The following is an 11,676-nucleotide window of genomic DNA, read 5'->3' on the forward strand; positions in this document are numbered from 1 at the left end:
GCCGAGGGGCCGAAGCGAATGGGGCGCCTGCCTCGGGACGGTTCCGTAGCGTGCCTGCGCCCTCTACGCCGCGGATCGATAGCCCCCGGCCGTCGTCGCACCGCGCCTACGGCCCTGATGGTCCCGGACTGGCCCACCTGCTCGCCGGTACGCGGTACGCCGATACACACCGCCCTGCCTTCTCAGGGAAGCCCCTCCGCCCCGGGCGGCGGGGCGAGAGGCGGTGCCGCTCGGGCCCGAACCCGGGACGTGAACGGGGAACTGCCCGCCTCGGCTGATACGTCGGCGATCGCGGCGGCCACGGAGCAGCGCACGAGGCGGGTGTGCTGGGCCGCCGCCACCCGGCGGGCTGCCGCGCAGGCCACCGTCTGCCCCTGCATGGCACGATCCGCCGCCGCCAACGCCGCCAGGTCCGCCGCGCCGCCGGCCCGGTGCCGTGCCGTGACGGCCTGCCCCAGCCCGATCAGCGCCGTGAAGACCGCGCACAGCGACGCCGCGGCGAAGACGGTCCACACCGTCGCCGAGCCTTCATCGCCCCACCGTCTCCTCCGCAAGAGCCACCGCCTCCCCCTGGACCTTCACCGCGAGACGTCCCATCCCCGGCAAGTCCGCCACGACCCGTACGCGCACCAGGTCGCCTTCTCGTGCCAGGCCGACCCGTGCTCCTCGTGGCGCCGCATCTCGTGCCGCCTTGAGCACGGCCACCCGGGCCTCAGAGCGCGCAGCCGCTCTCGCCCCGGCCCGTGCCGCATCGACACACTCGATGCGGGCACAGACCGCCATCAGGCCCCAGATGAGAGCTCCCGCCACAGCCACAAGCACAGGCATCACCAAGGCCGTCTCCGCCGTCACGAATCCGGCGTCCCGAGGCGCTCGCCCGACGACACCGCCGACGCCTCGCGCGGGCCTCTCCCTGTAGGACGCAGCGCCGTCCGCCCGTCCTCGCTCGCCTCGCCCCCTACGCCGCCATGCGCCGACCAGCCGCCTCCAACTCCCGCCGGCGGAAGCGGCTCTCCGCATCCCTTGGGGCGCCGCTGCCCTGCTGACCAATGCCGCGTGACGCACGGAAACGTCATCTGCGTCGGCCGTACCCCCGCCATCCGAAGCCCTGGCCCGGGCCCTGGCACTGATGTCGCCGGTCCGGCCGGTATCCGGGGCCCGCGCCCCAGGAGCGCCTTCGGGAGTGCCGCCGCGCCCTTCGAGATACGGGGATCCGAGCCCACGGGCACCGGCAGGCCCACGTGCCCGTGGCATCCCGCGTGCCCCTGACAGCCCATTTGCCCGCAGCCGCGCCAGCAGCCCAGCCATCCACGCGGGCCCTACGGAACCGCACTCCCCCGCACCGTGCCCGCGCTCCCAGAGCGACCCGTGCTCCCCGGCCGCCGGGCTGCCGTCAGAAGCCGCCGTGCCGTCAGAACTGGACATCGACAGCCCTCTGGATCACCGATCGCAGCATGCCCTGCACCGCCTCGCTCGTCACGACCTTGTAGAGCACCGCCGCGAATGCGCATGCCGCGAGGGTTCCCACGGCGTACTCGGCCGTGGCCATCCCCCGGTCCTTCCCTGCCGCACGCAGCTCCGCTCGCCATCGCCGAAACATCGCCATCCCCCTTGAACTCAGCTTCACCAACAGATCAGTTACGTCCCAAGAGCCCGCCGGCCAGGCCGATCAGCACCGGAGCGACCCCGAGCGTCAGAAACGCCGGGAGGAAGCACGCCGAGAGCGGCAGAGTGACCAGCACACCGGCCCGGCGCGCTCGCTGGGCCGCCGCCCTGCCCCGCTCCGCCCGGAGTTCGGCGGCAATACGCGACACCGCCTCGACGGCCGGCACGCCGGATATCCCGGCGCGCTCCATGCAGCGCGCCAATGCCTCGGCGCCGTGCAGCTCTGCCAACCGTCCCCATGCGGTGGCCGGTTCGCCGCCCAGCTTCAGTTCCGCCGCCACATGGCGCAGCCGCACCGCAACCGGCCCGTCGAGCGAGCGCCCCACCGCCTCGGCAGAGTCCCGCGGCCCCGCGCCCGCCGCGAGACATGCGGCCAGGAGATCGCCGACCGGCGCCAGATCGTCTTCCACGCGGGCTTTCGCCAACCGGGCACCCCGTCTGCCGCGTTGACGCACGATCCAGCCGCGAGCCGCCAAGCCGACGGCGAGGCCCATCAACAAACCGGGTGCGCCATCCACGAGAATGCCCACGAACCCGCCCGCACCTAACGGCCCCAGCCACTCCTTCAGTCCACGGCCTCGATAGCCGCCACCCCTGGCGCCAGGTCCTCCCACCTCCCGCCGTCCCGCCTCCCGGTGTCCGGCCCGAGCGATCCCGTGCCACAGTCTCCAGGCGCCGCCGTTCCACCCGGCGTCGCGCCGGCCCCGGCTCCCGCCGAAGACAGCCGACACCCGCTTGCGCACGGCCCGTCTCAGCCGCACCCCACGTGCCATGGCGGCCACGCACAGCACGCCTCCGAAGACCGCAATAACCATCCCCACCCTGTGGACAACTTCCGCGCTCACGACCTCCACCCCACCGTCCCCTCTCCCCGCGTCCGATCACATCCGGCGCCGGTGTCGATGCGCGCCCCGACGCCCCGCGGTATCGGCGGCATCGCGTCGGCGACGATGCGTCCCGTCCAGGCCACGCCGCCCCACTCCAGGAGCCCGCCGATCACGAGGCAGCCCCAGCCGACCGGCGTGTGCAGCAGCACCCGTAACGGGTCAGCGTCGAGTGCGGTGCCCATCAGGAGCCCGCAGACCGGCAACAGCGCGAGCATCAAGGCCGTGGCCCGTGGGCCCGCCAACTGGGCTCTCAATTCCTCGCGTTGATCACGCTGCGACCGGAGCCCGTCAGCGATGCGTTCCAGTCCGGCAGCCAGTCCGGCGCCGCCCTCCACCGCGACCCGCCAACACGCCGCGACGCCCGTCAGGCCCTCCGCTCCCGGCAGCCGCGCAGCGTCCCGCAATGCCTGAGCGACGTCACCGCCATACCGCGCCGCCGCCAGGACCGCCGAGATCGCTGCGCCCAGGGAAGGAGCCCGCGCGATCAGGAGGGCCTGACCCGGCTGGCGCCCCGCCCGCAGCTCACCGGCCACCGTCGCGCACAGGCTGATCACCTCGGCCGCCCGACGGTCACGTGCCCGCTCCGCGTCCCGAGCGGTCAGCCAACGGTGAACGAGGAACGCCGCCACCACCGAGGCCGCGACGGGCAACGCCGACCTGCCAATCACTGCGAGGCAGAGGCCCGCGGGAAGACACCACGCCTCCCGGCCCACGGCCACCCGCCGCACCAGTCTCAACCGCCGCGCCGAGCCGGCCTCGTCCACCACACGCCCCGCGAGCCACCTCCGCACCGCATCACCCGAGCCGAGCCCCCAGCCCCGTTCCCCGGCCGCCGCACCCCGCACACCACCGGCCTCGCCCGCCACCCCGTTCAAGTCGCCGGCCAGCAAGACCCGTGCCCGTCGTCGAATGTCGTCCCGGCCGCCAAAGGCCAACCAGCCCGCCGCTCCCCCACAGATGACTGCCACCCCGGACGACACCGAGAGCCCAGTGTTCGACACCACAGTTCCGAATGCCACGACCCCTCACCCCCTTCGCCCTCACTCGACACTCGTCGTCGCTCCCCCCTCGCCCCTCGCCCGGCGCCTACCGCCCAGGTCCGGCCCCAGCGGGAGACCGCCTCCTCCGCAGGCTCAGAGTTCGCCGCCTCCCCTCTCGCACAGCCGCATCAACCGCCCCCATCCGCGCGCCTCTTGGAAGCCGTCCGCGGCCCATTCCGCCGCCGGCACGGTCACCACGAAGCCGTCCCGATCCCGCTCCAGGACATGCACCTGGGCGAGACGCCGCCGGCCGTGCCGGTCGCGTACGAGGTGGAGGACGACCGAGAGGGCGGCCGCGAGCTGACTGTGCAGTGCGGCACGGTCCAGCCCCGCAGTCGAGCCGAGCGCCTCCAGACGGGCGGGGACATCGCAGGCGGCGTTGGCGTGTACGGTGCCGCAGCCGCCCTCATGGCCGGTGTTGAGTGCCGCGAGGAGGTCCGTGACCTCGGCGCCGCGCACCTCGCCCACCACCAGCCTGTCCGGTCGCATGCGCAGCGCCTGCCGGACGAGGTCCCGCAGTGTCACGCGGCCGGCGCCCTCCTGATTCGCCGGGCGAGTCTCCAGCCGCACCACGTGGGGATGGTCCGGCCGCAGTTCCGACGAGTCCTCCGCCAGCACGATCCGTTCGGCCGGACTCACCAGTCCGAGCAGGCTGCTGAGCAACGTGGTCTTCCCCGAGCCCGTGCCACCACTGATCAAGAACGACAGCCGGGCCCCCAGGATCGCGGTGAGCAGCCGGTCCCCGCCGGGCGGCACCGTGCCGGCCGCGACAAGTTCCGCGAGGCCGAAGGCGCGTGGCCTGAGCACCCGTAGGGACAGACAGGTGCCCGCGACGGCGACCGGTGGGAGTACGGCGTGCAGCCGTGTGCCGTCCGGCAATCTGGCGTCCACCCACGGCCGGGCGTCGTCCAGTCGCCGTCCGGCCACCGCCGCGAGCCGCTGGGCGAGCCTGCGCACCTCCGCCGTGTCGCGAAAGCGGATGTCCGTGCGCTCCAGGCCGCCGCCCCGGTCCACCCACACCTCGTCCGGCGCCGTGACGAGTACGTCCGTCACATCCGGTGCGGCCAGCAACGGTTCCAAGGGGCCGCTGCCCACCATCTCGGACCGCAACGCGGCCACCACGCTCAGGACCTCGGCGTCCCCGAGGAGCCGTCCCTCCGCCCGCAGCGCCACCGCCACCCGGGCCGGTGTGGGCTCCGCCCCGGCTGCCGCCAGCCGGGTGCGCACGACGTCCAGCAATTCTCGGCTCACAGCCGCCCCCCGGCCCAGGCCACCGGGACTGCCATTCGTCCGCCGGGCGGCAGCCACCACCAACTCGGCGAGCGACCCGTCTCCGGCCCCCGCTTCTTCCCTGACTCCGGCTCCGCGACCCGTGTTCGCGGCCACGCGGCCGTAACCCGCCTCGCACCGGCCCACCACCCGGCAACGCAGCGAAAGCCGTCCCGCCACCACCACCGCGGGCTCCACTCGAAGCCGCCACCACGAATGCCGTCGGTCCGGCCCGAACACCCGGCCGCACAAGCAGCGTCCGTCCCGGCGACCACACTCCCGGTCCGCGAACCGGCCCCCGCTGCCCCGGCCCGGCCCCCGAGAACAGGCGCGTCGCACACCGCCGCGCCTCTCCACCACCGCGCCACGTCCAGCCCACTTCCTTGCCTCACCCCGGCACACCTCCCCGTACGTCGCCGAACCCCGCCCTACCCAGAGCCATCTGCGTCGCAGAAGACGGCCTCGGCCCATCACTCCTGGCCAGCGCCCGGTTCCAGAAGCCCGCGCAGAACCGCGCCAGAGGCCCGCGCACATTCGCCCCCGGGGGCACGCCACGCGACAGCCCGTCCAACAAGCTCGCCTCCCAGGCCACTTCGCCGGCTAGCGGCAACTCCAGAAGACGGGCGGTTTCCTCCGGATCGAGACCCATGTGCGGCCCCGGGCCACCGCACGCCACCACCCGCAGGTCGCGCAGCTGCCGCTGCGCGCCGGCCACCACCCGCTGGGCCGCCGCGACCGCTCGTAACTCCATGGGGACGAGCAGCAGCCCGACATCGATCTGAGCGAGAGCCTCCGCCGCCGCTTCGTCCACCCGGCGGGGCAGGTCCACCACCACAACTCCGCCGCGGCGGCGGGCCGCTGCCATGACCGCCCGTATGGCCGGAGGAGGAATGGTGACCTCCGCTCCGCGGTCCCAGCTGAGCACCCGCAGGGAATGCAGTCGCGGTAGGGATTCCTCCAGGGCCCCGCAGGCCACCCGGCCGCGCGATTCGCGGAAGGCCGGCCAGCGCAGGCCCTTCTCCTTCTCGCCGCCCAGCAGGACATCGAGGCCGCCGCCGAGCGGATCGCCGTCCACGAGGACGGTGCGCAGACCGGAGCGAGCGGCGGTGACAGCCAAAGCACAGGCGAGGGAACTCGCACCGGCCCCACCGCGACCGCCGATCACCCCGACCGTCACGGCCGGATCGCCGGCGTCCTCGACCGCGTCGGCGATCCGGTCCACCAGCCAGCTCTCACCGTCCGGGAGGGTCAGGACACGTTCCGCGCCGATGGCGACGGCCAGCCGCCAGACGGCGGAATCGTCCGCGTCCCGCCCTACGAGGAGCACCCCCGGCCGCTTGTCGGTGTCCCGCAGACGAGGCGCGCAGTCGTCGCCGACGATGACCAGCGGCGCTGCTTCCCAGTCGCCTTTACGGTCCGGCGGACCGTGGACCGCCTCGGGCAGCGCACCGGCCGCCGCGCACAGCCGCAGGAGGTCGTCGAGGAGTTGTTCGTCCTCGGTGATGAGGAGCGGACCCTTCCGCTCTTCGCCGCCACTAGTTGTTTGATCGGACGCCAAGGTTCCGGACACGCTCTGTTCCCCTATCGCTACACAAATCACATCCCCGCGAAGTCCCGCGGGGTTTTTACGGTGCAGCGATCGGGAAAATCCCGCGGATCTTGACCCAAATCTGTGGACAACTCCGCGCCTGTGAATAACTCCGTCACCTATTCGACGGGAACGACACTTTCGGCCGCAGCAGGGCTTCCACAGAGCAGCGAAATGACTACGATGAGTGACGAAGGAGCGTCGGCGTCAGCGCCGTCATCGCAAGGCGAGGAGGGGGAGGCAGAGCCGTGTTCGAAGGCTCAAAATGCGTCCGGACATGCGACGACCCCCGCCGGGGGGGAGAGCGGGGGTCGTCCCCACGGCCGACTCGGGGGGGGAGGAGCCGGACCGGGTTAGCACGGTCGCGAACGATCCGTGACTTCCATGGTGTACCCGAGGGCCTTCTCAGGCAAACCCACGCGCCACACCTTACGCCGAATGGTGGGCGCCTATGCTCGCCTCGTGGAAAACCACTCCGTGCCTCACTCGACTCCCCGTACTGCCGCGTTCTTCGACTTGGACAAGACCGTCATTGCAAAGTCGAGCACGCTGACCTTCAGCAAGTCGTTCTACCAAGGCGGTCTGATCAATCGGCGGGCCGCTCTGCGTACCGCATACACCCAGTTCGTGTTCCTCGCGGGCGGCGCCGATCACAGCCAGATGGAGCGTATGCGCGAGTATCTGTCCACCCTCTGCCGTGGATGGGATGTCGCCCAGGTCAAAGAAATCGTCGCCGAGACCCTGCATGATCTGATCGACCCGATCATTTACGACGAGGCGGCCGCTCTGATCGAGGAACACCACACCGCCGGCCGCGATGTCGTGATCGTCTCCACCTCCGGCGCCGAAGTCGTCGAACCGATCGGTGAACTCCTCGGCGCGGACCGGGTGGTGGCCACTCGCATGGTCGTCGGCGAGGACGGCCGCTTCACAGGGGAGGTCGAGTACTACGCCTACGGCCCGACCAAGGCCCAGGCCGTCCGCGAACTCGCCGCGTCCGAGGGCTACGACCTGGATCGCTGCTACGCGTACAGCGACTCCGCGACAGACGTCCCGATGCTCGAGGCGGTCGGCCATCCCCACGCGGTCAACCCGGACCGGGCACTGCGCCGCGAGGCGGTCGCCCGAGGCTGGCCGGTTCTCTCCTTCACCCGCCCGGTTCCGCTCAAGCAGCGCCTTCCCTCGCTGTCGATGCCCTCGCGGCCGGTGCTCGCCGCCGCCGCGCTGACCGCGGCCGCCGCCACGGCGGGCCTGGTCTGGTACTCGACCAGGCGACGGACGGCCCGGGAAAGCCTGGCCCGTATTCACCGCATTTGACGCCCGGAGCAAAGATCTGCGACGCAGGGTTCCACTTCCCCCACATCAGTAGTACAAAGGAATTAACGGCCCGCGAGACCAAGGACATCCGAGAGGACTACCTTTAACGCATCAAGGCCCCACGGACCGATGCATGAATGCAGGGCACCCACGCGACGCCGACCCGTCGATTACGGGCCAGCCGCACCAGGTAACCGGACGAAGATTCCGACCTGATCGGCAAAATCCGAGCACGCACTGGTAACCCGGCGGACATGCCAGCGGCGGTACCCACCAGCAACGGGTACCGCCGCAACCCTGTTCAGGGCTACTTCAGGGCCATATGAACGGAGACCTGGCGACACATCCGGAGAGTCGCCGCTCCAACCGGCCGGACGCGTCGGACCGGCCCTGACCTGCTGCTACCACTTCGCCTAGGCGGCGCCGCGCTGCATCGCCTCGCAGACGGCGGTGCTCTCCCGGGAGCCCAGCTCGACCGCGCGACCACAGTGCGCGATCCACGCCGCGACGCCTTCCGGGGTCCCCGAGGCGTACCCCTCCAGGGCACCGGCGTAGGCCGCCCGCCCCTGCTCGGCGTGCCCGACCTCCGCAGGACAGATCGACTTGGGGTCCAGCCCGCTGCCGACCAGCACGATCCGCTCCGCGGCCCGCGCGACCAGCCCGTTGTGCGAGCCGAATGGCCGCAGCGCCAGGAGTTCGCCGTGCACCACCGCGGCCGTCACCAGGGCAGGCGCCTCGCTGCCCGCCAGCAGCAGCCGCGCCAGACCGTCCAACCGGCCGGCGACCTCATCGGCCCCCGGCAGCGTCAGCTCCACCAGCTGTTCCTCCACCACGGGCTCGCCGGCCAGCCGCGGCCGCCCCACGGCGTCGTCCGCCACGCCGCCACCTGCCGCCACCAGATGGAGTCGCGCCAGCACCCGCAGCGGCGACTGCCGCCACACGCTCAGCAGCTGCCCCGCCTCGGCGGTCAGCCGCAGTGCCGCGCCAACCGTCCGCGGCTCGCCGTCGACGCCGAAGTCGGTGCGCCGCCTGACCTCTTCGAGCTCCCAGTCCGCCCCGGAGAGCGCGGCGGAAGCACGCGCTCCGCGCAGCGCGGCCTCCGAGGTGACCTCGCTGCTGCGGCGCCGCATGATCCGGTGCCCGTAGACCCGGTCGACGCCCTTGCGTACGGCGTCCACGGCGTCCACGACGCCCGGGAGTGACGCGAGGGTGGCGAGCGGATCGGCGCTCGCGGTCGGGGGTTCGGGGGTCGTCCCCCGCGGGTTTGCTGCCATGGGGACGACCCTACGCACCACGGGGCCGCACCCCTCGAAGGAGTGGTCTTCTTCACGCAAACCTCTCACTCAAAGCGATACTACGATTACCCTTGGTGAACATGAAGATCGCTTTCGTAGGCAAGGGCGGCAGCGGCAAGACCACCCTGTCCTCCCTGTTCATCCGTCATCTCGCCGCGGCCGGGCACCCGGTCATCGCGGTGGACGCCGACATCAACCAGCACCTGGGCCCGGCACTCGGCCTTGACGAGGCGGAGGCGGCCACTCTCCCCGCCATGGGCGCCCATCTCCCGCTGATCAAGGACTACTTGCGCGGCGGCAACCCCCGGATCGCCTCCGCCGAGACGATGATCAAGACCACTCCGCCCGGCGAGGGCTCGCGGCTGCTGCGGGTGTGCGAGGACAACCCCGTCTTCGATGCCTGCGCCAGGACCGTGCGGCTCGACGAGACCTCGGTACGCCTGATGGCGACCGGACCGTTCACCGAATCGGATCTCGGGGTGGCCTGCTACCACTCCAAGGTGGGGGCGGTCGAACTCTGCCTGAACCACCTCGTGGACGGCCGTGAGGAGTACGTCGTGGTGGACATGACGGCGGGCTCGGACTCCTTTGCCTCCGGGATGTTCACCCGCTTCGACATGACCTTCCTGGTCGCCGAGCCGACGCGTAAGGGCATCGCCGTCTACCGCCAGTACAAGGAGTACGCCAGGGACTTCGGCGTACCGCTGAAGGTGGTCGGAAACAAGATCCAGGGCGCCGACGACCTGGCCTATCTGCACTCCGAGGTGGGCGACGACCTGCTGGTGACCGTCGGCCACTCCGACTGGGTGCGGGCGATGGAGAAGGGCCGGCCGGCCCACTTCACGCAGTTGGAGGAGCACAACCGGCAGGCCCTGGGGAAGCTCCATGCCACGGCCGACGGGGCGTACGCGCACCGCGACTGGGAGCGCTACACGCGGCAGATGGTCCACTTCCACCTGAAGAACGCGGAGAGCTGGGGCAACGCGAAGACGGGGGCCGACCTGGCAGCCCAGGTCGACCCCGCGTTCGTGCTCTTCGAGGGTGCGGCTACTCCTCAGCCTGCCTGACCTCCGCGTGGGCCGGCTCCGCCGGCACGGCCGACCGCGCGGGCAGCGACGGACCCGCGGGCCGGGACGGCGCCGAAGAGGAGGGCGAGTCGGTCAGGTACCCCGACCAGCCTCCCTTCGGGGCCTGGCCCACGGGCAGGGCGCGCAGCTTGTCGAGCACATCCGAGTCCTGGGCGTCCAGCCAGTCCGTCAGCTGCTTGAAGCTGACACACCGGACGCCCTTTCGGGGGCAGACCGTCTTGATGGTGTCCTCGACGGCCTTCATGTAGGTCCCGCCGTTCCAGGACTCGAAGTGGTTGCCGATGAAGAGCGGCGCCCGGTTGCCCTCGTAGGCGCGCTCGAAGGCGCTCAGCAGGCCGTCCCGCATCTGGCTGCCCCAGGTGGCGTGCATCGCCGGGTCGCCCTTGGTGGTCCCGGACTGGTTGGCCAGGAAGTTGTAGTCCATGGACAGCGTCTCGAAGTTGCGGCCAGGAACGGGGATCTGCTGGAGCGGGAAGTCCCAGATGCCGTCGATCTGCTGGGGCCAGGTCTGCCGGCCGCCCACCGAGCTGGCGTCGTAGCGGAAGCCCATCTCCTTCGCGGCGGGAATGAGGTTGCGCTGGCCTTCCAGACACGGCGCTCGGCCACCGACCAGCTCCTTGGAGTAGTCGAACGGCAGCGGCTCCTCCCCCTTGAGCTGCGCGTTGGTCTTCCAGGTCTTCACGAACGTCTCGGCCTGCTCGATCTCGCTCTTCCACTCCTCCGACGACCAGGTGCCGACGCCGCCGTTGGAGCCGCAGAAGTGGCCGTTGAAGTGGGTGCCGATCTCATGGCCCTCCAGCCAGGCGCCGCGCATCTGCGCCACGGTGGCCTTGATCCCGCTGACGTCGTTGAAGCCGATGTCCGAGGCGCCGGCGCTGTGCTTGGGCGGGTTGTACAGCCCCTTGGAGTCGCCGGGAAGCATGTAGACGCCGCTGAGGAAGAAGGTCATGGTCGCGTCGTACTTCTTGCCGACGTCGCGGAAGTGCGAGAACAGCTTCTGGTTGTCCTCGCCGGCGCCGTCCCAGGAGAACACCACGAACTGCGGCGGCTTCTTCCCGCGCTTGAGTCGCTTGGCCTTGGGCTGGTTCGGCTGCGCGCCGGTGTAGGCCGTGGAGCCGTCCCCGATGAGTCTGACCGTCTGGCCCTTGAGCGCCGCGCGCCCTTTCTCCGTGTTCGGCGGCGACCCGCTCTGCAACGAGGCGGAGCAGCCGGCGACGGCAGCCATTGCCACCGCCGCCGCGAGCCCCACCGTGACTTTTGATGCGGCTGCCATCAGCCACCTCATTCCTGGCGCTGCGTGCACCTTCCGAGGGATAAATCGGAAAAACTGCCCACAAGATCGCATACGCCAAGAAGAGGGATTAAAACGACAAGCCGATAGTCATTACATTCACCCGATAGACGGAACGACTGGCTCGTATGCCCGAAAAGACCTCTCCAGGGCTTTACGTGCCATTACGATTCATTTACCGAAGCTTGAGAGTCACCAGACCATCACGCACCGCGACGACCCACCCGGTCAGCTCG

General features: G+C 71.0%; 11 protein-coding genes. 2 read left to right on the top strand and 9 right to left on the bottom strand.

The genetic code is table 11. The features are described 5' to 3' along the window. Positions 1 to 182: 182 nt before the first annotated feature. The 7 genes from QOM21_RS16800 to ssd form a co-directional block, all read right to left on the bottom strand. Positions 183 to 554, bottom strand: a complete 372-nt coding sequence (locus QOM21_RS16800) for an Rv3654c family TadE-like protein (RefSeq protein ID WP_407550985.1) — start codon at positions 552 to 554, stop codon at positions 183 to 185. Then, positions 529 to 1,425, bottom strand: coding sequence for a TadE family type IV pilus minor pilin (locus tag QOM21_RS16805; RefSeq protein ID WP_407550987.1), 897 nt, complete (start codon positions 1,423 to 1,425; stop codon positions 529 to 531). The genes QOM21_RS16800 and QOM21_RS16805 overlap by 26 nt, the downstream gene beginning before the upstream one ends. Continuing rightward, positions 1,412 to 1,600, bottom strand: coding sequence for a DUF4244 domain-containing protein (locus tag QOM21_RS16810; RefSeq protein WP_393896534.1), 189 nt, complete (start codon positions 1,598 to 1,600; stop codon positions 1,412 to 1,414). The genes QOM21_RS16805 and QOM21_RS16810 overlap by 14 nt, the downstream gene beginning before the upstream one ends. A 34-nt stretch (positions 1,601 to 1,634) precedes the next feature. Beyond that, the gene (locus QOM21_RS16815; RefSeq protein ID WP_407550989.1) at positions 1,635 to 2,195 is read right to left on the bottom strand and encodes a type II secretion system F family protein; all 561 of its coding nucleotides are present in this window, start codon (positions 2,193 to 2,195) and stop codon (positions 1,635 to 1,637) included. A 311-nt stretch (positions 2,196 to 2,506) separates the two neighbouring features. Then, entirely contained in the window at positions 2,507 to 3,202 is a 696-nt protein-coding gene (locus QOM21_RS16820) for a type II secretion system F family protein (protein ID WP_407550991.1), read from the bottom strand. A gap of 483 nt (positions 3,203 to 3,685) precedes the next feature. After that, positions 3,686 to 4,843: a TadA family conjugal transfer-associated ATPase gene (locus tag QOM21_RS16825; protein WP_407550992.1), complete on the bottom strand. Its 1,158-nt coding sequence runs from the start codon at positions 4,841 to 4,843 to the stop codon at positions 3,686 to 3,688. 406 nt (positions 4,844 to 5,249) lie between these two features. Then, positions 5,250 to 6,431 (bottom strand): septum site-determining protein Ssd, encoded by a 1,182-nt coding sequence (gene ssd / locus QOM21_RS16830; RefSeq protein WP_407550993.1) that lies wholly within the window; start codon positions 6,429 to 6,431, stop codon positions 5,250 to 5,252. A gap of 456 nt (positions 6,432 to 6,887) precedes the next feature. Here ssd and QOM21_RS16835 point away from each other — a divergent pair, with 456 nt between their 5' ends. Then, complete coding sequence (locus QOM21_RS16835) at positions 6,888 to 7,766, top strand: HAD family hydrolase (protein WP_407555703.1); 879 nt, start codon at positions 6,888 to 6,890, stop codon at positions 7,764 to 7,766. Positions 7,767 to 8,179: 413 nt separating this feature from the next. Here QOM21_RS16835 and QOM21_RS16840 read toward each other — a convergent pair whose 3' ends face one another. Next, positions 8,180 to 9,040: an oxidoreductase gene (locus QOM21_RS16840; RefSeq protein WP_407550994.1), complete on the bottom strand. Its 861-nt coding sequence runs from the start codon at positions 9,038 to 9,040 to the stop codon at positions 8,180 to 8,182. Positions 9,041 to 9,141: 101 nt separating this feature from the next. On the opposite strand from QOM21_RS16840, the gene QOM21_RS16845 reads away from it, so the two are divergent. Then, positions 9,142 to 10,128, top strand: a complete 987-nt coding sequence (locus QOM21_RS16845; protein WP_407550996.1) for an ATP-binding protein — start codon at positions 9,142 to 9,144, stop codon at positions 10,126 to 10,128. Here QOM21_RS16845 and QOM21_RS16850 read toward each other — a convergent pair. Next, positions 10,109 to 11,422 (bottom strand): hypothetical protein, encoded by a 1,314-nt coding sequence (locus tag QOM21_RS16850; protein ID WP_407550998.1) that lies wholly within the window; start codon positions 11,420 to 11,422, stop codon positions 10,109 to 10,111. The two genes, QOM21_RS16845 and QOM21_RS16850, sit on opposite strands and share 20 nt — an antisense overlap. Positions 11,423 to 11,676: the final 254 nt, after the last annotated feature.

This window comes from Streptomyces sp. Pv4-95, assembly GCF_045782725.1.
Classification (GTDB): Bacteria; Actinomycetota; Actinomycetes; order Streptomycetales; family Streptomycetaceae; genus Streptomyces.

What these genes read in the sequence shown, in the direction of transcription:
- QOM21_RS16805 (WP_407550987.1), bottom strand. Translation starts at nt 1,425, where the DNA reads ATGTCCAGTTCTGACGGCACGGCGGCTTCTGACGGCAGCCCGGCGGCC.
- QOM21_RS16810 (WP_393896534.1), bottom strand. Translation starts at nt 1,600, where the DNA reads ATGTTTCGGCGATGGCGAGCGGAGCTGCGTGCGGCAGGGAAGGACCGG.
- QOM21_RS16835 (WP_407555703.1), top strand. Translation starts at nt 6,888, where the DNA reads ATGGTGGGCGCCTATGCTCGCCTCGTGGAAAACCACTCCGTGCCTCAC.
- QOM21_RS16840 (WP_407550994.1), bottom strand. Translation starts at nt 9,040, where the DNA reads ATGGCAGCAAACCCGCGGGGGACGACCCCCGAACCCCCGACCGCGAGC.
- QOM21_RS16845 (WP_407550996.1), top strand. Translation starts at nt 9,142, where the DNA reads ATGAAGATCGCTTTCGTAGGCAAGGGCGGCAGCGGCAAGACCACCCTG.
- QOM21_RS16850 (WP_407550998.1), bottom strand. Translation starts at nt 11,422, where the DNA reads ATGGCAGCCGCATCAAAAGTCACGGTGGGGCTCGCGGCGGCGGTGGCA.